The organism is Enterobacter cloacae complex sp. P40C2 (assembly GCF_014930695.1).
GTDB classification, from domain to species: domain Bacteria; phylum Pseudomonadota; class Gammaproteobacteria; order Enterobacterales; family Enterobacteriaceae; genus Enterobacter; species Enterobacter pasteurii.
Map to the genome: position 1 here is coordinate 648,195 of NZ_JADBRP010000001.1, position 20,252 is coordinate 668,446.

The 20,252-nt window shown below is 55.4% G+C and carries 23 protein-coding genes; 14 read left to right on the forward strand and 9 right to left on the reverse strand.

Annotated features, from left to right (window positions below; genetic code table 11):
• Positions 1–106 precede the first annotated feature (106 nt).
• Positions 107–1,360 carry a glycoside hydrolase family 18 protein gene (locus IM304_RS03110; RefSeq protein WP_176610594.1) on the forward strand — a complete coding sequence of 418 codons (1,254 nt, stop codon included), beginning with the start codon at positions 107–109 and terminating at the stop codon, positions 1,358–1,360.
• Positions 1,361–1,409: 49 nt separating this feature from the next.
• On the opposite strand, the gene IM304_RS03115 is transcribed toward IM304_RS03110, so the two are convergent.
• Positions 1,410–1,682 (reverse strand): YeaC family protein, encoded by a 273-nt coding sequence (locus IM304_RS03115; protein WP_148419137.1) that lies wholly within the window; start codon positions 1,680–1,682, stop codon positions 1,410–1,412.
• A gap of 41 nt (positions 1,683–1,723) precedes the next feature.
• The gene (gene msrB, locus IM304_RS03120; RefSeq protein ID WP_193356268.1) at positions 1,724–2,137 is read right to left on the reverse strand and encodes a peptide-methionine (R)-S-oxide reductase MsrB; all 414 of its coding nucleotides are present in this window, start codon (positions 2,135–2,137) and stop codon (positions 1,724–1,726) included.
• A 341-nt stretch (positions 2,138–2,478) separates the two neighbouring features.
• Here msrB and gapA point away from each other — a divergent pair, with 341 nt between their 5' ends.
• Positions 2,479–3,474, forward strand: a complete 996-nt coding sequence (gene gapA / locus IM304_RS03125) for a glyceraldehyde-3-phosphate dehydrogenase (RefSeq protein ID WP_006809136.1) — start codon at positions 2,479–2,481, stop codon at positions 3,472–3,474.
• A 74-nt stretch (positions 3,475–3,548) separates the two neighbouring features.
• Entirely contained in the window at positions 3,549–4,433 is an 885-nt protein-coding gene (locus IM304_RS03130) for a D-hexose-6-phosphate mutarotase (RefSeq protein WP_193356269.1), read from the forward strand.
• A 64-nt stretch (positions 4,434–4,497) separates the two neighbouring features.
• Here IM304_RS03130 and IM304_RS03135 read toward each other — a convergent pair whose 3' ends face one another.
• Positions 4,498–5,244, reverse strand: coding sequence for a MipA/OmpV family protein (locus IM304_RS03135; RefSeq protein ID WP_148419143.1), 747 nt, complete (start codon positions 5,242–5,244; stop codon positions 4,498–4,500).
• 432 nt (positions 5,245–5,676) lie between these two features.
• On the opposite strand from IM304_RS03135, the gene yeaG reads away from it, so the two are divergent.
• The 3 genes from yeaG (at position 5,677) to IM304_RS03150 (ending at position 9,569) form a co-directional block, all read left to right on the forward strand.
• A complete protein-coding gene (gene yeaG, locus IM304_RS03140; protein ID WP_063449019.1) occupies positions 5,677–7,611 on the forward strand; it encodes a protein kinase YeaG in 1,935 nt (644 codons plus the stop codon).
• Between the two features lie 72 nt (positions 7,612–7,683).
• Positions 7,684–8,967 carry a YeaH/YhbH family protein gene (locus IM304_RS03145; RefSeq protein ID WP_193356270.1) on the forward strand — a complete coding sequence of 428 codons (1,284 nt, stop codon included), beginning with the start codon at positions 7,684–7,686 and terminating at the stop codon, positions 8,965–8,967.
• Between the two features lie 101 nt (positions 8,968–9,068).
• Positions 9,069–9,569 (forward strand): YbaK/prolyl-tRNA synthetase associated domain-containing protein, encoded by a 501-nt coding sequence (locus IM304_RS03150; RefSeq protein WP_193356271.1) that lies wholly within the window; start codon positions 9,069–9,071, stop codon positions 9,567–9,569.
• 20 nt (positions 9,570–9,589) lie between these two features.
• On the opposite strand, the gene yoaI is transcribed toward IM304_RS03150, so the two are convergent.
• Positions 9,590–9,691, reverse strand: coding sequence for a small membrane protein YoaI (gene yoaI / locus IM304_RS22210; RefSeq protein WP_227009728.1), 102 nt, complete (start codon positions 9,689–9,691; stop codon positions 9,590–9,592).
• Between the two features lie 288 nt (positions 9,692–9,979).
• Between yoaI and IM304_RS03155 the strand changes: the two genes are divergently transcribed.
• From IM304_RS03155 to IM304_RS03165, 3 genes are all read left to right on the forward strand, one after another.
• A complete protein-coding gene (locus tag IM304_RS03155; protein ID WP_176610598.1) occupies positions 9,980–11,311 on the forward strand; it encodes a glycoside-pentoside-hexuronide (GPH):cation symporter in 1,332 nt (443 codons plus the stop codon).
• Positions 11,312–11,326: 15 nt separating this feature from the next.
• Entirely contained in the window at positions 11,327–13,363 is a 2,037-nt protein-coding gene (locus IM304_RS03160; RefSeq protein WP_193356272.1) for a TIM-barrel domain-containing protein, read from the forward strand.
• 106 nt (positions 13,364–13,469) lie between these two features.
• Positions 13,470–13,916, forward strand: a complete 447-nt coding sequence (locus IM304_RS03165) for a DUF441 domain-containing protein (protein WP_176610600.1) — start codon at positions 13,470–13,472, stop codon at positions 13,914–13,916.
• Here the strand turns inward: IM304_RS03165 and IM304_RS03170 are convergent.
• The gene (locus IM304_RS03170) at positions 13,900–14,691 is read right to left on the reverse strand and encodes a helix-turn-helix transcriptional regulator (protein ID WP_227009729.1); all 792 of its coding nucleotides are present in this window, start codon (positions 14,689–14,691) and stop codon (positions 13,900–13,902) included. The two genes, IM304_RS03165 and IM304_RS03170, sit on opposite strands and share 17 nt — an antisense overlap.
• Positions 14,692–14,790: 99 nt before the next feature.
• On the opposite strand from IM304_RS03170, the gene IM304_RS03175 reads away from it, so the two are divergent.
• On the forward strand, positions 14,791–15,978 hold the full coding sequence (locus IM304_RS03175) for a CynX/NimT family MFS transporter (RefSeq protein ID WP_176611229.1): 1,188 nt from the start codon (positions 14,791–14,793) through the stop codon (positions 15,976–15,978).
• 30 nt (positions 15,979–16,008) lie between these two features.
• Here the strand turns inward: IM304_RS03175 and IM304_RS03180 are convergent, their stop codons facing one another.
• Positions 16,009–16,716: a CTP synthase gene (locus tag IM304_RS03180; protein WP_176678632.1), complete on the reverse strand. Its 708-nt coding sequence runs from the start codon at positions 16,714–16,716 to the stop codon at positions 16,009–16,011.
• Between the two features lie 150 nt (positions 16,717–16,866).
• On the opposite strand from IM304_RS03180, the gene IM304_RS03185 reads away from it, so the two are divergent.
• Positions 16,867–17,211, forward strand: coding sequence for a DUF488 domain-containing protein (locus tag IM304_RS03185; protein ID WP_193356273.1), 345 nt, complete (start codon positions 16,867–16,869; stop codon positions 17,209–17,211).
• Here the strand turns inward: IM304_RS03185 and IM304_RS03190 are convergent, their stop codons facing one another.
• Positions 17,212–17,517 (reverse strand): hypothetical protein, encoded by a 306-nt coding sequence (locus IM304_RS03190; protein ID WP_193356274.1) that lies wholly within the window; start codon positions 17,515–17,517, stop codon positions 17,212–17,214.
• Positions 17,518–17,597: 80 nt separating this feature from the next.
• Positions 17,598–17,852: a DUF333 domain-containing protein gene (locus IM304_RS03195; RefSeq protein WP_176611230.1), complete on the reverse strand. Its 255-nt coding sequence runs from the start codon at positions 17,850–17,852 to the stop codon at positions 17,598–17,600.
• A 312-nt stretch (positions 17,853–18,164) separates the two neighbouring features.
• Here IM304_RS03195 and IM304_RS03200 point away from each other — a divergent pair, with 312 nt between their 5' ends.
• Together IM304_RS03200 and IM304_RS03205 are read left to right on the forward strand one after the other, a co-directional pair.
• Positions 18,165–19,193 carry a sensor domain-containing diguanylate cyclase gene (locus IM304_RS03200; RefSeq protein ID WP_193356275.1) on the forward strand — a complete coding sequence of 343 codons (1,029 nt, stop codon included), beginning with the start codon at positions 18,165–18,167 and terminating at the stop codon, positions 19,191–19,193.
• Between the two features lie 44 nt (positions 19,194–19,237).
• Positions 19,238–19,336, forward strand: a complete 99-nt coding sequence (locus tag IM304_RS03205; RefSeq protein WP_032673531.1) for a YoaK family small membrane protein — start codon at positions 19,238–19,240, stop codon at positions 19,334–19,336.
• Between the two features lie 129 nt (positions 19,337–19,465).
• Here the strand turns inward: IM304_RS03205 and IM304_RS03210 are convergent, their stop codons facing one another.
• Complete coding sequence (locus IM304_RS03210) at positions 19,466–19,714, reverse strand: GlsB/YeaQ/YmgE family stress response membrane protein (RefSeq protein ID WP_193356276.1); 249 nt, start codon at positions 19,712–19,714, stop codon at positions 19,466–19,468.
• A 371-nt stretch (positions 19,715–20,085) separates the two neighbouring features.
• On the opposite strand from IM304_RS03210, the gene yncL reads away from it, so the two are divergent.
• Entirely contained in the window at positions 20,086–20,178 is a 93-nt protein-coding gene (gene yncL / locus IM304_RS03215) for a stress response membrane protein YncL (RefSeq protein ID WP_148419165.1), read from the forward strand.
• The last annotated feature ends 74 nt before the right edge of the window (positions 20,179–20,252 follow it).

Here is a 20,252-nt window from a genome sequence, read left to right on the forward strand (position 1 = left end):
TCCCTCGCATCACCAGCGAAACGGTAATGGTATTCTTTTCAGGCTGTTTTTTCGCCACGCCTTTTCTGTGGCGTGGTTATTTTTGTTTAGTCAAAGAGGAACACCTATGAAACGTTTGCCCTTGCTGGCAGCTCTACCCCTGCTTTGCGCGTCGGTTGCTACTGCCGCACCTCTGATGTCCGTGGGCTACTTCAATGGCGGCGGTGACGTCACCGCAGGACCAGGCGGCGATATTAATAAACTCGATGTCCGCCAGATAACCCACCTGAACTACTCGTTTGGTCTGGTCTATAACAGCGAGAAAGACGAAACCAACGCCGCGCTGAAAGATCCGACAAAGCTGCATCAAATCTGGTTATCCCCGAAGGTGGCGTCCGACCTGGCGCTGATCCCTCAGCTTCGTAAACAAAACCCTGACATTAAGATTCTGCTTTCCGTGGGCGGCTGGGGGGCGCGCGGCTTTTCTGGCGCGGCGGCGACGAAAGAGACCCGCGCGGTGTTTATTCGTTCCGCGCAGGAGATCGTCGATAAGTACGGCCTGGACGGTATCGATCTCGACTGGGAATTTCCGGTCAACGGCGCGTGGGGCCTGGTTGAAAGCTCACCTGCCGACCGGGATAACTTCACCGCGCTGCTAAAAGAGATGCGTGACGCGTTCGGCAAGAAAAAGCTGGTCACCATTGCGGTGGGCGCGAATGCGGAAAGTCCGAAAAGCTGGATTGACGTTAAGGCCATTGCGCCGCTGCTCGACTATATCAACCTGATGACCTACGACATGGCGTACGGCACGCAGTATTTTAACGCGAACCTCTATGACTCCAGCGACTGGCCGACCGTGGCGGCAGCAGATAAATACAGCGTCGATTTTGTGGTGAACAATTATCTGGCCGCTGGCCTGAAGCCGCAGCAGATGAACCTCGGGATTGGCTTCTACGGGCGCGTGCCAAAACGGTCCGTTGAGCCGGGCATTGACTGGAGCAAGCCCGATGCGCAAAAAAACCCGGTGACGCAGCCTTACTTCGGCCCTCGGGAGATCGCTTTGTTCCGCTCACTCGGTTATGACCTGACCAAAGACACCTACGTGAAATACAACGATATCGTTAAGAAGCTGCTGAACGACCCGCAAAAGCGCTTTACCGAACGCTGGGACGACCAGGCGAAGGTGCCGTGGCTTTCCGTGAAGGGTGCAGACGGGAAGGATCTGTTTGCCATCTCTTATGAAAATCCGCGTTCCGTTGCCATCAAAGCGGACTATATCAAAGAGAAAGGTCTGGCAGGCGCAATGTTTTGGGAGTACGGGGCCGACGACGAAAACCGGCTCGCGAAGCAGCTGGCAGCGTCGTTAGGGATCAAGCACTAGCTGGATTATGCCGGGTGGCGCGAGGGCTCACCCGGCCTGTTCAGGGGCGTTATTTGAACGTCGCAATCGGCTTTGGCGTGATGCCAAACTCTTCTTTCAGCTCGCGCTTGCTCTTCATCACCATCTGCCCTTTAGTATCGATGGTCATATGCTGCGCGTCCGTATTGTTGCGCGCCTGCCACAGCATCACCAGCTGGAGGCTGTTCTCTTTTTGCTCCGGCGTCAGCGCTACCCCGTCCGGCCATTTTCCCAGCTCAACGGCCGTTACCAGACGCTGATAAACCTCGGGGGTCATACCCGCAATCATGTCATCAATATTCACGATTTCTCCCTTACAAAGGAATAATTTGCTGAATCGTTTTTTCAACCTTTGGTCTGGTCACCGTTTTCGTCATCGGTGAAGCTCATGGAGGCCGAATTTACGCAGAAACGTTCGCCCGTTGGCTGGGGGCCATCCGGGAAGACGTGGCCCAGATGCGCATCACAGCTCCCGCAGCGAATTTCAGTGCGCACCATCCCGTGGGAGGAGTCCGTCAGGTAGCGGATCGCCTCGTCGCTGACGGGCTCGTAGAAGCTTGGCCAGCCGCAGCCAGAGTCATACTTGGTCTGGGAGTTAAACAGCGGTGCATCACACACCAGGCAGTGGTAGACGCCATCCCGCTTATTGTGCAGTAATCGCCCGGTAAATGGCGGCTCTGTGCCGTGATTTTGCGTCACGTAAAACTGCATTTCCGTGAGGTTTTTTTTCAAATCGTCGGGGTTACGTTGGTTCGACATATGCTTACATCTCGCTGTTGAAACAGACATCTTTTAACCCAGATTCTAACAAAACATTAACACCCGCGCGTGCACTTTTGTTCTAAACTTATGTGTCGCGAAAAGGCGGTCAGGCAATTGTGATCTGTTTCACATTTTAATCCTGCGAGGCCTTTAAAATTCCGGGCGCAGCCCCCATGTGGTTGCTAGCTCAAAGGGAAAGTGAGGCGAGTCAGTCGCACAAACGTTAGTCACAGGATTGATTTGTCGCAATGATTGACACGATTCCGCTTGACGCTGCGTAAGGTTTTTGTAATTTTACAGGCAACCTTTTATTCACTAACAAATAGCTGGTGGAATATATGACTATCAAAGTAGGTATCAACGGTTTTGGCCGTATCGGCCGTATTGTTTTCCGTGCTGCTCAGAAACGTTCTGACATCGAAATCGTTGGTATCAACGATCTCCTGGACGCTGAATACATGGCGTACATGCTGAAGTACGACTCAACTCACGGTCGTTTCGACGGCACCGTTGAAGTGAAAGACGGCCACCTGGTTGTTAACGGCAAAACCATCCGCGTTACTGCTGAGAAAGACCCAGCTAACCTGAAATGGAACGAAATCGGTGTTGATGTTGTAGCTGAAGCTACCGGTATCTTCCTGACCGACGAAACTGCACGTAAACACATCACTGCGGGTGCGAAGAAAGTTGTTCTGACTGGTCCTTCCAAAGACAACACCCCAATGTTCGTTCGTGGTGCAAACTTCGAAACTTACGCTGGCCAGGACATCGTTTCCAACGCATCCTGCACCACCAACTGCCTGGCACCGCTGGCTAAAGTTATCAACGACAACTTCGGCATCATCGAAGGTCTGATGACTACCGTTCACGCTACCACCGCTACTCAGAAAACCGTTGATGGCCCGTCTCACAAAGACTGGCGCGGCGGCCGTGGCGCGGCTCAGAACATCATCCCATCCTCTACCGGTGCTGCTAAAGCAGTAGGTAAAGTACTGCCAGAACTGAATGGCAAACTGACTGGTATGGCGTTCCGCGTTCCAACTCCTAACGTATCCGTTGTTGACCTGACCGTTCGTCTGGAAAAAGCTGCTTCTTATGAAGAAATTAAGAAAGCAATCAAAGCTGCTTCCGAAGGCCCAATGAAAGGCGTTCTGGGTTACACCGAAGACGACGTTGTATCTACCGATTTCAACGGCGAAGTGTGCACTTCCGTGTTCGATGCTAAAGCAGGTATCGCACTGAACGACAACTTCGTGAAACTGGTTTCCTGGTACGACAACGAAACTGGCTACTCTAACAAAGTACTGGACCTGATCGCTCACATCTCCAAATAAGTTGAGATGAGTTCTTGATCCTAAAAGGCGACTTCGGTCGCCTTTTTTATTGTTTTTAGACAGAGGATTGCGTAATGATTAATAAAATATTTGCACTTCCGGTAGTCGAACAACTTACCCCTGTGCTCTCCCGCCGTCAGATTGACGGTGCCGACGTTATTGTCGTCGACCATCCGCGCGTGAAAGCCTCCGTGGCGCTCAATGGCGCCCACCTGCTCTCCTGGAAACCAGAAGGCGAAGAAGAAGGTCTTTGGCTGAGCGAGGCCACCTCGTTTAAGAAAGGCGCGGCGATCCGCGGCGGCGTACCGATCTGCTGGCCATGGTTTGGCCCGTCCACGCAGCAGGGTTTACCCTCTCACGGTTTCGCCCGTAACCAGCAGTGGACGCTGAAGGCGCACAACGACGATGACAACGGTGCGGTGCTGACCTTTGAACTACAGGCGAATGAGGAAACGCGCGCCCTTTGGCCGCACGAGTTCACCCTGTATGCCCGCTTCAAGCTGGGTAAAACCTGTGAGATTGAGCTGGAGGCGCACGGCGAGTTCGAAACCACCTCCGCGCTGCACACCTATTTCAACGTGGGTGATATCCAGGCGGTTAAGGTTAGCGGCCTTGGCGATACCTTTATCGACAAAGTGGATAACGCGAAAGAAGGCAAACTGGACGACGGCGTGCAGACCTTCCCGGACCGTACCGACCGCGTTTACCTGCACCCTGAAGCCTGCAGCATGATCCACGACAGCGCCCTGAACCGCGGAATCGAAGTGGTTCATCACCACCACAGCAACGTGGTGGGCTGGAACCCGGGCCCGGCCCTTTCCGTCAGCATGGCGGATATTCCGGACGACGGTTACAAGACCTTTGTCTGCGTGGAAACGGCGTGCGTGACTGCCCCGCAGAAAACCAGCGAAGAAAAACCGTCCCGCTTAGGCCAGACGATTAAGATTGTGAAGCGTTGATTTTTCTGGATCTTGAAAAAACAAACGGGGCGCAAGCGCCCCGTTTTAATGCATAGCATTCCGATCAGAACTTGTAGGTTACACCCACAGAGAAGATGCCCGCCCAGGACTTATCGACCATCGGGCTGTCTTTCACTTCATCGCTCAGACGGATATAACGACCGGTACCGTATACGTTCCAGTCACCCAGGAAGTTATAGGACGCGGTGAGTTCCAGGTACGGATCCCAGCCATCATCCGCGCTGTAGCTCTTCAGGCCACTGCGGCGAGACTCATCTTTAGAGACGCCATAGTAGTAGTCGTTGTAATTCTCGCTGCTGTACTGCACGCCAATACCCGGCGTCAGGGTCACCGCGCCGTTGGTGTAGCGATAAAGCCATGCCAGATCCCAGATGAAGCCGTTGCTGTTATCCAGCGTATCGCCCGCCAGCGCAGTGCGCAGGAAGCCATACTCGGTGTTATGCACGTAAGAAAGCCCCGCCATCAGTGAGCTTCTGCGCTTATCCAGCTGGCGAAGCGCATTGCTGTCGCTGTCGCCCGGCTTAAAGTGCGTTGGATCGTAGTACGCCATGATGGAGAGCTTATCTGCCGTGTCGTTCCACAGATAGTAACCGCCGCCCAGTCCACGGAACCAGAAGTTATCGCCTTCATAGGTGACAACGGGGACAGGATATACGTCGCGGTCATACTGTTTGTACGGGCTGTTAATCACGCCAGCACCCGCGCCAACCGTCCACTGGCCTTCAGCCTGTACGGTGCTCGCTGCGGTAGCGGCAAGGATGCCCAATGCCAGAAGTTTGAGTTTGGTCACAATCCATTCTTTCCTGTAGTCAAATAATCAGCGGAAGAAGTGTAACCGCCAATCCCGCACATCCCAAAATTTTTTGCGCGCTAATCAGTTTGATTAACCCGTTATTTTTCATTTTTCAGATGACAACCCGCTTTCATTTATGTGACCGATAAATGAAAAACCCACTTTCGCCTTATACGCGCAGTGGAAATTTTTGGATGAGTTATTGATATGTCATTGAAAGTAGATTTTATGCGTATGCAAGTTTTGCAATTGCCATCTACGCTTTAATTTAAGAAGAGGTTTTGCTGAACACCCTGCGGTTCTTAGCCTTCGACCTGGCACACAGGTTGCTGCTCTGGCAGTGAGGTGCGAGAAATTCTCTTCCGGGAGCCTCCACTACTCATACGAACGGCTCTTATCCTGTGCTAAAAAACGAAAGGACGGCATGCCATGAATATATTCGATCACTATCGCCAGCGCTACGAAGCTGCCAAGGACGAAGAGTTCACACTGCAGGAGTTTCTTACCATTTGTCGGCAAGATCGCAGTGCCTATGCCAATGCGGCAGAACGGCTATTGATGGCTATTGGTGAGCCAAACATGGTTGATACTGCCCTGGAGCCACGGCTTTCCCGTCTATTTTCGAATCGGGTAGTCGCCCGATATCCGGCGTTCGAAGAGTTCTATGGTATGGAAGATGCCATAGAGCAGATCGTCTCCTACCTGAAGCATGCCGCTCAGGGGCTGGAAGAGAAGAAACAGATCCTCTATCTGCTGGGTCCGGTTGGCGGCGGTAAATCCTCGCTGGCCGAACGGCTGAAGGCGCTGATGCAGCGCGTGCCGATCTATGTCCTGAGCGCCAACGGCGAGCGCAGTCCGGTGAATGACCATCCGCTGTGCCTGTTTAACCCGCAGGAAGATGCGCAAATTCTGGATAAAGAGTTTGGCATTCCGCATCGCTATCTCGGCACGATCATGTCGCCGTGGGCGGCGAAACGTCTGCACGAGTTTGGCGGGGATATCACCAAATTCCGCGTCGTCAAAGTCTGGCCGTCAATACTTGAGCAGATCGCTATCGCCAAAACCGAACCCGGCGACGAGAACAACCAGGATATCTCGGCGCTGGTGGGTAAAGTCGATATCCGTAAGCTGGAGCATCACGCGCAAAACGACCCGGACGCCTACGGTTATTCCGGCGCGCTGTGCCGCGCCAACCAGGGGATAATGGAATTTGTCGAGATGTTCAAAGCGCCGATCAAGGTGCTGCATCCGCTGCTGACCGCTACCCAGGAAGGGAACTACAACGGGACGGAAGGTATCTCCGCCCTGCCGTTTAACGGCATTATCCTTGCCCACTCAAACGAATCTGAATGGGTCACGTTCCGCAATAACAAAAACAATGAGGCGTTCCTTGACCGCGTGTACATCGTCAAAGTGCCTTATTGCCTGCGGATCTCGGAAGAGATCAAGATTTACGAGAAACTGCTTAACCACAGCGAGCTGATGCATGCCCCCTGCGCGCCGGGAACGCTGGAAACGCTGTCGCGCTTCTCTATCCTTTCGCGTCTGAAAGAGCCGGAAAACTCCAGCATCTACTCCAAAATGCGCGTATATGACGGTGAAAGCCTGAAGGATACCGACCCGAAAGCGAAATCGTACCAGGAGTACCGCGATTACGCCGGGGTCGATGAAGGGATGAACGGCCTGTCGACGCGTTTTGCGTTTAAGATCCTCTCCCGCGTCTTTAACTTCGACCATGCTGAGGTGGCCGCCAACCCGGTTCATCTGTTCTACGTGCTGGAACAGCAAATCGAGCGCGAGCAGTTCCCGCAGGAGCAGGCTGAACGCTACCTTGAGTTCCTGAAAGGCTACCTGATCCCGAAATATGCGGAGTTCATCGGTAAAGAGATCCAGACCGCCTATCTGGAATCCTATTCAGAATACGGTCAGAACATCTTCGACCGCTACGTCACCTATGCTGACTTCTGGATCCAGGATCAGGAGTATCGCGACCCGGACACCGGCCAGCTGTTTGACCGTGAATCCCTGAACGCCGAGCTGGAAAAAATCGAGAAGCCGGCCGGGATCAGCAACCCGAAAGACTTCCGAAACGAGATTGTGAACTTTGTCCTGCGCGCCAGAGCGCATAACAACGGACGCAACCCGAACTGGACCAGCTACGAAAAACTGCGCACGGTCATTGAGAAGAAAATGTTCTCCAATACCGAAGAGCTGTTGCCGGTAATTTCGTTTAACGCCAAAACCTCAACCGACGAGCAGAAAAAGCACGACGATTTTGTCGACCGTATGATGGAGAAAGGTTACACCCGCAAGCAGGTACGCCTGCTCTGCGAATGGTATCTGCGCGTGCGTAAATCGTCATAAAACAAGTGCCCGGTAGCGCTCGCGCATACCGGGCCGACAAATGCTAGTTGGCAAATGCAGTACGGGGGGTATATGACCTGGTTTATTGACCGGCGTCTTAACGGCAAAAACAAGAGCACGGTTAACCGCCAGCGCTTCTTGCGTCGTTATAAATCGCAAATTAAACAGTCGATCTCCGAGGCCATCAACAAACGCTCGGTGACCGACGTCGACAGCGGCGAATCCGTCTCCATCCCCAACGATGACATCAGCGAACCGATGTTTCATCAGGGGCGTGGCGGCCTGCGCCATCGCGTCCACCCAGGTAACGACCACTTTGTCCAGAACGACAGAATCGAGCGTCCGCAAGGCGGAGGCGGCGGTTCCGGGAGCGGTCAGGGCCAGGCCAGCCAGGACGGTGAGGGCCAGGACGAGTTCGTCTTCCAGATTTCTAAAGATGAATATCTTGACCTGCTGTTTGAAGATCTGGCCCTGCCGAATCTGAAAAAGAATCAGCACCGCCAGCTCAACGAATATAAAACGCATCGCGCGGGATATACCGCAAACGGGGTGCCCGCCAACATCAGCGTCGTACGTTCACTGCAAAACTCGCTGGCACGACGCACGGCAATGACGGCAGGTAAGCGGCGCGAGCTGCGCGAGCTGGAAACCAGCCTGAAAGTGGTGGAAAACACGGAACCGGCGCAGCTGCTGGAAGAGGAGCGCCTGCGTAAAGAGATTGCCGAACTGCGGGCGAAGATCGACCGCGTGCCGTTCATCGACACCTTCGACCTGCGATACAAAAACTACGAAAAACGTCCGGAGCCTTCCAGCCAGGCGGTGATGTTCTGCCTGATGGACGTGTCAGGCTCAATGGATCAGGCCACCAAGGATATGGCAAAGCGTTTTTATATCCTGCTTTATCTGTTCCTGAGCAGAACCTATAAGAACGTGGAGGTGGTCTACATTCGCCATCACACTCAGGCGAAAGAGGTGGACGAGCATGAGTTCTTTTACTCGCAGGAGACCGGCGGCACCATCGTGTCGAGCGCCCTGAAGCTGATGGATGAGGTGGTGAAGGAGCGTTACGATCCGGCACAGTGGAACATCTACGCCGCGCAGGCATCGGATGGCGATAACTGGGCGGATGACTCGCCGCTGTGTCATGAAATTCTGGCGAAGAAAATTCTGCCGGTGGTGCGTTACTACAGCTACATTGAAATTACCCGTCGCGCCCACCAGACGCTGTGGCGTGAATATGAGCATCTGCAGTCGATGTTCGATAACTTCGCGATGCAGCACATTCGTGACCAGGATGACATCTATCCGGTCTTCCGGGAACTGTTCCAGAAACAGTCATCCCCCAGCAATGCGTGACTCAACGGCCAGCGAAAACCCGCTGGCCGTCTTCTTTCGACCCTCTCCTTCCCGTGCTAAGGTAGCAAGCTGCATAGTGGCAACTCACAGGTAAATTCGTTATGTCTGATGACGTTATTGGGATGACTACCCATCAGCAGCTAATCAGCTTATTAACCGAGCAGGGCGCGCGCTTTCGCGTGATCGAGCATGAGGCGGTCGGGAAATGCGAAGCGGTTAGTGAAATTCGTGGAACCGCTCTCGGGCAGGGTGCAAAAGCGCTGGTCTGTAAGGTGAAAGGCAACGGCGTAAAAAAACACGTGCTGGCGATCCTCGCCGCCGATCTGCAGGCCGATTTAAGCCGGCTGGCGAGCCATTTCGGTGGGCTGAAAGCCTCACTCGCCAGCCCGGCTGAAGTGGATGCGCTGACCGGCTGCGTTTTCGGCGCCATTCCCCCCTTCAGCTTTCACCCGGATCTGACGCTGGTCGCCGACCCGCTGCTGTTTGAGCGCTTCGACGAGATCGCCTTTAACGCCGGCCTGCTGGAAAAGTCGGTGGTTATGGATACCCGGGACTATCTGCGTATTGCCCGCCCTGAACGGGTGACGTTCCGTAAAGGATAATTAATGAGGCTGGCTAAGGGTCAGCCGTTTTCCAGCAACAGCACGGATGCGATCAGAATAATGGCGATGACGAAAAACGATGAGGAGATAATCAGCGTTTCTACAAACATGGGATCGTTCATGATGCGCCCTGCTTTGCTCTGAATACCTCCTTTTTACCCCCGCCCGGTGACGGTTAAATGACGGTGATGCGTCAGCTACATGACGTTTTATAGGCTGAAACGATTCCTGGATAAATATCCTCCGCCGCGCAATGTCACTCTTTTAACGCTTTATTTGTTACCGGTATCACGAAAAGAAATTTACGTAACCCCGATGCCAGATCTCGCAATTGTTAACCTTTTCCCCGTGGTTAAACCTGTTTAACGGAGCACCTCAATAATAAACCTTACACTGGCAAGGTGATTACAATGACCGAGAAAATTACCCGTAAAGAAAAAATCAGTTATGGGTTAGGCGATATGGCAAGCCATATTGGGCTGGATAACGTTATTATTTTTCTGACGTTTTACTATACGGATGTGGTGGGATTACCCGCGGCGTTCGTGGGAACCATGTTTTTACTGGCACGAACGGCGGATGCCATTATTGACCCGGCGATGGGCTATATCGCAGACCGGACGCGCACCCGCTGGGGAAAATTTCGTCCGTGGATGCTGTGGCTGGCGCTGCCCTTTGGCGCAAGCTGCCTGCTGACCTACGCCGTACCGGAGTCGCTCGACCTGCACGGTAAAATGATTTTCGCCACCGTCAGCTACACCCTGATGATGCTGATGTATACCGCTATTAATATTCCCTACTGCTCGATGGGCGCGGTCATTACGCCCGACAACGATGCGCGAATTTCCCTGCAGTCCTGGCGCTTTTTCCTGGCCACGCTGGGCGGCGCGCTGTCGACATTCTTTATGATGCCGCTGGCGGAATTTTTGGGCGGCGACGATAAATTACTGGGCTATCGCTGGGCGATGGCCATAATGGCAACCGTCGCGGTAGTGATGTTCTGGATCTGCTTCGCCAACACGCGTGAACGTATTAACGCCCCCGCGACCCACAATAATTACCTTGCGGAGCTGCGGGATTTATTGCGTAACGACCAGTGGCGCGTGGTCGCCGTCCTGGTATTAACCAATATTGGCTTTGGCGTTATTCGCCTTGGCGCAATGATGTATTTCGTCACCTATTATCTCGGCAGCGCCAGCTATTTTATGTGGATGCTCGGCGCGCATATTCTTGGTAAAGCCGCGGGCAGCGCGCTGGCCAAACGCCTGACGCAAAACGTCAGCAAAGTACAGATGTTTGGCTACTGCTCCGTGCTGGCGGGCGTGTTCAGCATCGCCCTGTTCTTTGCGCCTAAGTCGGTGCTGATCCTGGTGCCCATGACGTTCATCGTCTCTACCCTTTACCAGGCCACCACCACGCTGATGTGGGTGATGATGGCAGACGTCGCCGACTACGGGGAATGGAAACAGGGCAAGCGCATGGACGGCGTGATCTTCTCCACCTTCCTCGCCGTGCTCAAGCTCGGTATGGCCATCAGCGGCGCGATTGTTGGCTGGACGCTGGGCTTAAGCGGCTATGTGGCGAATGCCCCGGAACAGACCACCACGGCCATGTACTGCATCATCGCCCTCTTCACCCTCGTGCCCGGCGTACTGTCGCTCTGCGCGTTCGCCACGCTGCGCTGGTACAGGCTCGACGACAGCACCATGAAATCCATCCATCTCGCCAAACACCCCATTTAACAGGACGCATTATCCATGAGTGAGCTGATTCAGCATTCCAACAGTATTGAATGGCGATTTGAACGCCAGACCCTGCGTATTGAACCCTGGGGGGAAAACAGCCTGCGCGTCAGGGCCACCTGCTCGCCCACGTTTGATGACGCCCTGCAGGCGCTGCTGCCCGCAGCACCTTGCCAGGCAGAGATTACCGCCGAAGCAGAAAGCCTGACGCTGCGTAACGGCAATATTACCGCGACGCTGAACCTGAAAGGCCAGCTGGCCTTCTACAACCAGCGCGGTGAATTGCTGCTGGAGGAGATGTGGCGCCAGCGCTCAACCGTCGGGATCGGCGCCAGCGAGAAGAGTCAGGATAAGTATGTCAGCGCCCTGAAGCTGGATGGCCGCGAGTTTAAGCCGCTGACGGGAGGGAAATACCAGCTCACCGTTCGCTTTGAGTCGCGGGCGGATGAACGCCTCTACGGCATGGGTCAGTATCAACAGCCGTGGCTGGATCTGAAAGGCTGTACGCTTGAGCTGGCGCAGCGCAATTCCCAGGCCAGCGTGCCCTTTATGCAGTCCAGCCTTGGCTACGGCCTGCTGTGGAACAATCCGGCGATTGGTGAAGTCAGTTTTGCGAAAAATCAGACGGAGTGGCGCGCCCGCGTGACCGGCGAAATGGACTACTGGATCACAGCCGCCGACGCGGTGGCGGATATCACCCGCCAGTACGCGAAAGCCACCGGTACGCCACCGCCAGCCCCGGCGTTTATCAGTGGCCTGTGGCAGTGTAAATTGCGCTACCGCACGCAGCAGGAGGTGCTGGAGGTCGCCCGCGAGTATCGCCGCCGCAACCTGCCGCTGTCGGTTATGGTCATCGACTTTTTCCACTGGCCGAACCAGGGCACCTGGTGCTTCGATCCCGTGGACTGGCCCGATCCTGAAGCGATGGTCAACGAACTACGCGAAATGGGCATTGCCCTGATGGTATCGGTGTGGCCAACGGTAGAAGCCCGCAGCCCGCTTTATCCGCTGATGAAGGCGAAGGGCTGGCTGGTCAGCAGCGAACGCGGCGTGCAGGTTAACCTCGATTTTATGGGCAATACCACGTTCTTTGACGCCACGCACCCCGAGGCGCGCAGGTTCGTCTGGGACACGGTGAAGAAGAATTACTACGACCTGGGGATAAAGCTGTTCTGGCTCGACGAGGCGGAGCCGGAATACCGCGCCTATGATTTTGACAACTACCGCTATCACGCCGGCCCGGTGCTGGAGGTGGGCAACCGCTATCCGCGTGATTTTGCGCAGGGCTTTTACGATGGGCTACGGGCAAACGGTGAAACCGACATTGTTAACCTCGTACGCTGCGCCTGGGCAGGCAGCCAGCGCTACGGCGTGCTGGCGTGGTCGGGGGACGTTCACTCCTCGTTTCACGCCTTCCGCAATCAGCTCGCCGCCGGGCTGAATATGGGGCTGGCGGGGATCCCGTGGTGGACCACCGATATCGGCGGCTTCCAGGGAGGTAACGTTAACGATCCGGCGTTCCACGAACTTCTGGTTCGCTGGTTCCAGTGGGCGGTGTTCACGCCGGTTCTGCGCATGCACGGCTACCGCGAGCCGCAGATCCAGCCACCGGAGCGCTACCGGGACGGCATTCCTCAGTGTAACAGCGGTTCGCCTAACGAGCTGTGGAGCTACGGTGAAGAAAATTACGCCATCATGCAGCACTGGCTTACCGTGCGTGAAACCCTGCGTCCGTATATTGATGCGCTGTATCAACAGGCGCATCAGCACGGCGACCCGCTTATGCGCCCGCTGTTCTGGCACTATCCGCAGGATAAGCAGAGCTGGGAGTGCGAAGATCAGTACCTGTTCGGCGAAGACCTTCTCGTGGCGCCAGTAATGCACGCCGGCCAGCGCGAGCGCGAGGTCTGGCTTCCGCCAGGCAATGGCTGGATCGCCCTGAACGGCGAGCGCTACCCTGGCGGTGAACATATCCGCGTCGCCGCCGCGCTCGAAACCATCCCGGTATTTATCCGTGAGGGCAGCCCGCTGGTGGACGATCTGGTGAACTGATTTCAGGCAAGCGCCCAAAAATAGACAATTTTTTTCGTAAAGCCTGTTTGCTGCCGCGTTTGCGCGTAAAGTAAGCAGGCTTACTATTTTTGGCAAGGATCACCTCATGCTCGACCCTACTCTTCTCATCCTTCTGGCGCTGGCAGCGCTGGGCTTTGTCAGCCACAACACGACGGTGGCTATCTCCATTCTGGTGCTTATCATTGTTCGCGTCACGCCGTTAAACACCTTCTTCCCGTGGATAGAAAAACAGGGGCTTACCATCGGGATCATCATTTTAACCATCGGCGTGATGGCACCGATTGCCAGCGGTACGCTTCCGGCCTCAACGCTGCTCCACTCCTTTATGAACTGGAAATCGCTGGTGGCAATTGCGGTGGGTATTTTTGTCTCATGGCTTGGCGGACGCGGCGTGACCCTGATGAGCAGCCAGCCTTCTCTGGTAGCGGGTCTGCTGGTCGGCACCGTGCTGGGCGTGGCGCTGTTTCGCGGTGTGCCGGTTGGCCCGCTGATTGCCGCCGGGCTGGTTTCGCTGTTTATCGGGAAGTCGTAGTCAGGCTGGCAATATAGCGGGCAGGCGTCTGCCCCAGCCCTTTCTTAAACATGGTAATGAAGGCGGTGGTGGAGTCATACCCCAGCGCCTGCGCCACCTGCTGCACCGACCTGCCGCCGATAAGCAGCTGCAACGCGACGATCAGCTGGAGCTGATGCCGCCAGCGGCGAAAGCTTAAGCCGGTCTCTTTCACCACCAGCCGCGCCAGATTGCGCTCGCTCATGGCAAAGCGGCTTGCCCACTGGGCGAGCGTCTGCCAGGCGGCAGGCTCGTTTGCCATGGTCTCACTCATCAGGCGAATTTTCGGATGCGGAGAAACCGGCAGCTGTAAATGCTCCTGCGGCTGCAGGGGCAGTTCATCAAACAGGACGTCAACCAGCCGGGCGGTGGCGGGAAGATGCCGTTCATCCCGGGATCTGTCCGCCAGCGACAGCACCAGCTCCCGGACCAGGGGCGATATTTTGAGGGTGCAGGAGCGCATCGGCAGCTCGAGCGCTCCGGGCTCAATAAACAGCAGGCAGAGCTGCGCGCCGGGCGTCGCCTTGTTGCTGTGCGGCGTTTGACCGGGGATCCACACCGCATACTGTGGCGGTACCATCAGCATCGCGTTCTGCACCTCGCAGGTGATCGCGCCCCCCAGCGCCATTATCAGCTGCCCCTTGCGGTGCTGATGCAGCGGTATATGCTGTTCTTCCGCCACGACGCGAATGCGAAAGGCAACCGCCGCATCGTGCTGGCTGTCGGGATCGTAGCCATCGAGACCCAGTCCGTGCATAATTTTGTCCGATATTAGCGATAAACTGTCATTTTAGCCTGATTTCAACCACGACTTAAATCGGTATCGTATGCGCTCGCCTGAACGTAAGAGACAATGATGACTACTGCTATTCAACCTTCCGGGAAACAGGGTGCGCTGCTGATTGCCGGCATCCTGATGATTGCCACGACGCTGCGCGTCACGTTTACCGGCGTCGCCCCCCTGCTCGACACCATTCGCCAGGACTATGGCTTAAGTACTGCGCAAACCGGCCTGCTCACGACGCTGCCTCTGCTGGCCTTCGCCTTTATCTCGCCCCTTGCCGCAGGCGTCGCGCGAAAAATGGGCATGGAGCGCAGCCTCTTCGTTGCCCTGCTGCTGATTTGCATCGGGATTGGGGTGCGTTCACTGCCGTCAGCCTCGCTGCTGTTTACCGGTACCGCTATCGTCGGCTGCGGGATTGCGCTGGGCAACGTGCTGTTGCCCGGACTCATCAAACGCGATTTTCCGGGCCAGGTGGCGAAACTCACCGGGGCTTACTCGCTGACGATGGGGGCCGCCGCTGCCGCAGGATCGGCGCTGATCGTTCCGCTGTCGCTGGGAAGCGCAGGCTGGCACGGTGCGCTGCTGATGCTGATGTTCTTCCCGCTGGTGGCGCTGCTCCTGTGGTTACCGCAGTGGCGCCACAGGCCTGCCGCCACCCTGACGGGCGCGGGTGCGTTGCACAATCGCGCCATCTGGCGCTCCGCCCTCGCCTGGCAGGTGACGCTTTTTCTGGGTATCAACTCGCTGATTTACTACGTTATTATCGGCTGGTTGCCCGCGATTCTGCTCAGCCACGGCTACAGCGAAACGCAGGCTGGCTCCATGCACGGGCTTCTCCAGCTGGCGACCGCTGTCCCCGGCCTCGCTATCCCGCTGATCCTGCATCGTCTTAACGATCAGCGCGGCATTGCCGGGGCTGTCGCCCTGATGTGCGCCGTGAGCGCGGCCGGATTCTGGTTTGCACCGACGCTGGCCGTCGTGTGGACGCTGGTGTTTGGCTTTGGATCTGGCGCCACCATGATCCTCGGCCTGACGTTCATCGGGCTGCGGGCCAGCTCGGCCCATCAGGCCGCCGCGCTCTCCGGTATGGCCCAGTCGATTGGCTATCTGCTGGCGGCCTGCGGTCCACCGATGATGGGGAAAATTCACGACGCTGCCGGAGACTGGCACATTCCCCTGATCGCCTGCGCGCTGGCCGCGGTGGTGATGGCCCTCTGCGGCGTGCTTGCCGGGCGTGACCGGGAAATCACGCCCCGCTGACAGCCAGAGCAGACCTTCCGGTCTGCTTTATCAACCCTGCGCCGCCCGCAGCATGGCCTGCACCAGCACTACCGGGCGCCCTTGCAGCGCGGCGCGTTCATGCTGGAACAGGGTGATCACAAAGAAGGGATGAGTCACCAGCTCTGCCGCGCGGATCTCGCCCTGCTCGTCCCAGCCCGTCACGCGCATGTCGCCCCGCTCAAGTTCGAGGGCAAACTCAGGCGAGACGCCGTAGCTGCAGTGATAACCTTCCTGAATTTCCGGCCTACCGTACGCTTTAGCGATCAGCGTGTTATTACGCAGCTCAATTGCATCGGTCTTTTCCACCAGCGAGCAGGCCAGGGGCGCAATCACCATCGTTCCTTCCGCGTCGGTTTCGGCGTGGGCCGCGTCGTGCCAGCCCAGCACGTTGCGGGCGTATTCAATCAGCGCATGCTGGAACCCGCCGCAGGTCCCGAGGAACGGAATGCCGTTTTCTCGGGCGTAACGCGCCGCGATAAACGCCGCCTCGGCGTTTTTATACGGGCTTGCCGGCACCAGCCAGATGGCGTCGTAACCGACCAGGTCTTCGGGGCTGGTGAGCTCTTGCGTGGCGATCCAGTCATAATCAGCGGTGAGCTCCAGCACCGCAGCGGCGTCGTCGATCGCCAGCGGAATCGCCTGGTGCGCAATAACATCGGAATTGTAATCACCAACCAGCGCAATGCGCAGCGTCGTTTTAACCGGGGAGAGTTCCATGAGGGATTCCTTATGCCAGAGGATTTTCAGATAACATAAGGAACCTCAGACTACCGATCTTTTGCAGTTATCACAATACCTTAAATTGGGTGGGTTAAAAGCTGGTGCTATAGTGTTCTCGCTAAACGTCTTACGGTATGAGGAGGAAACGTGATTCAGTGTAAGCGCGTGTATGAGCAACCGCATTCAGAAGATGGTTACCGTATCCTGGTAGACAGGCTCTGGCCGAGGGGAATAAAAAAGACCGACCTCGCGTATGATGAGTGGTGCAAATCCCTGACGCCTTCCGGCGAACTGCGAAAAGCCTTCCACGGTGAAGCCATCGATTACGCCGCGTTCAGCGAAGCGTACCGAAAAGAGCTGGCGCAGCATGTGGACGAAGGAAAACGCGTCGCAGCCATCGCCCGCCAGCAGACGGTAACGCTACTCTATGGCGCAAAAGATACGCAGCAGAATCACGCCCTTGTGCTGGCGGACTGGCTGCGCAGCCTGTAATTACCCGATCGCCAGCTCATCGTTGACCTCAGGAATGGCGTCCGGGGTGAGCGGTATAAGATGCTCCGGGCGGACAAAGGCAAAGCCGTGCTGGTTGTCAAACGCGAATACGTCACCGGTAACCAGCCACAGCGCACGCTCTGACGTGGCGGGTAGCTGCGTCATGACGCCGTTAACCGGGTTGACGAAACGCTGGCCAGGCTGACAAAGGCCAAACAGCTCAACGGATTTACCGATATTTCTACGGCCTGCCGCCGTACGCGCACCAACGATCATCGCCATGCTGCCCGGTTTTAACTGAAACATACTTCTTCTCGCAATCGTGCCGCCAGAAACTGGCTAAGAATAATCCTAAAGAGAAGTGTATCGCAGTTTTAATAGCGCTGTCATCTGGTCGGTTGCGGGCGATCGCGACGGTAGAGCTCCCATTCATCGATCGCTTCTCCCCCAGGCAGCTTACATTTGGTGCGCACGCCCTGAGGGCTTTGTACGGGGATTTGCTCTCCCCCTTTCTCCAGGCAGTGCACTGAAGCCGGATTCGCCATACCGATAGCGTGCGGGGGCTTAGGCGCATCGGGCGGGGTTGGCTTTGTTGAACATGCGGCAAGGGGTAACGCCAGCGCCAGAAGAAGATATTTCATCATTACGATCCTTCAGGTGTTGTAAAAACCTCAGAGTAACGGCTCATCGCCGTTTTCTCCATGATTTCTCCATTAAACCTGCACTATTCACCCCTATAGTGGTACGCGTTCTCACACTGACCAGAGAACAACATTCCATAATCAAGATGTTTTGCCCCGATCTCCGCGTCGGGGCTTTTTTTTGGCATCTCATCCCCGCGCCCTGAAGAATATATAAAATTTTTCATATTCATGTTTTACTATTACTGGAGTCTATATTTTCAGCATAACATGCAGTTACAGAGGCCTTCTGCATGGGAGTCGACCAGCCTAATGTCAGATATCATTCTTGCCCGCGTTTCGGAAACCCTTTCAACTGAGCAATCTCTCGACAGCCTGGTGCGACAGCTGCTGGAAATGCTGGAAATTGTGACGGATATGGAGTCAACCTACCTGACCAAAGTCGATATCGACGCGCGTTTGCAGCACATTCTCTATGCCCGTAACAGCAAGCAGATGCAGATCCCGGAAGGGTTCAGCGTGCCCTGGGACGAGACGCTGTGCAAGCGCGCCATCGACAGCGATACGTTGTTCAGCAACGAGGTGCCCGACCGCTGGCCGGAGTGCGTGGCCGCAAAAGCGCTGGGTATCACGACCTATATGAGCGTGCCCGTTCATCTTGCCGATGGTTCTCTGTACGGAACGCTATGCGCAGCCAGCACCGAAAAGAAACTGTTCAGCGATCGCGGCGAACAGGTGATCCGACTCTTCGCCGGGTTAATTGCCCAGTACATCCAGAAAGAGTCGCTTGTGCTCCAGCTTCGCGAAGCAAACGCGGCGCTGATTGCCCACTCCTACACCGACGCCCTCACCGGCCTGCCGAACCGGCGCGCCATATTCGAAAACCTGACGACCCTTTTTTCGCTGGCGCGCCATCTTCAGCGCAACGTCACGATCGCCTTTATCGACCTTGATGATTTCAAGCGCATTAATGACCATTACGGGCATGAAGCGGGAGATCGGTTCCTTATTCAGGTCGGCGCGCGGCTGACGGACCAACAAACCCAGGACGAGATCATTGGCCGCCTGGGCGGGGATGAATTTCTGGTTGCCAGCCTGAGTAAAAGCGATGATGGCGATACCGGTTCAGAGATAAGCGCGATTAAGACCAGCCTCAACGATCGTATCGCGGGCGAATACGGGTTGGGGAATGTCACTATCAGATATCCTGGGGCAAGTATTGGCGTGATTATTGTCGATCCGCACAGCACCGATGAGGATAGCGCCCTGCGCACCGCTGACGTCGCGATGTATCAGGATAAAAAAGGAAAAAGCAAAACAGGCTTTGTCGCACTGGATTAAGCCCGTACACTCTACGGCCTTAAGCAAACAAAACGGGTGATGGTATGAGAATAGGGATCCTCTTTCCGGTTGTGATATTTATCACGGCAGTCGTCTTTTTGGGCTGGTTTTTCATTGGCGGATACGCCGCTCCGGGGGCATAAATGAGAAAAACGACCATCATCATGCTCATCGTGGCCGCTGTGGCCGTCGCCGGTACGCAGATGGGCTGGTGGTAACGCTCAAAGTAAAAAGGCCGCCGTCAGGCAGCCTTTTTTTAACACAGGTCAGATTTAGCTTTTGATTTTTCTGTAGATAAACAGAACAACCAGCGCGCCAATCACCGCGACGACAAAGCTGCCGAAGTTGAAGCCATCAACTCTGCCAAATCCGAACAGGGTACTGATCCAGCCACCGACGACTGCACCCAAAATCCCCAGAATGATCGTGACGATGAAACCGCCGCCATCTTTGCCCGGCATAATCCACTTCGCCAGGATACCCGCAATCAGCCCAAAGATAATCCAGGATAAAATTCCCATAGCTTTCCTCTCTGTATGGTTTTTGTCATTAAATCAACGACACAGAAAAGGATAGCACAGGATCTGAGAAAGGAAATTTGTGATAAGAATCACACGGTTCGTTTGAGCAAAATCTGAACAGTAAAAAATCGTCGTTCCACATAAAACGTGGGGTTGCATCTTTTGTTGAGAAAGATTATCTTTCTCAACACTGAATAGTTGAGCAAAACACTCAGGTATTCAGTACGACATTGCTCACATTGCTTCCAGTATTTTTTGCCCACCTCTGAGTGGGCTTTTTTTTGCGCAAAACCACCAGAATTCAGCGTTTTTTCTGCATGCGTGAGACGCTATTCTCTACGGCTTCTTAACAGCACAATGGCTTTGATAACATGAACGTATCGAGCAAGTTTGTCATCTGCCTTAACCTTGTTTCTGCCAGTACGCTACTGTTACTGCTTTCAGCCCGGTATGCGTGGTTCTGAGAGGTTAAAGCCCGGCACGCCTGCGGGCTTTATCGTTGACCCCATGCGGGGTTCATTCTGCGATTTGTAGCTTT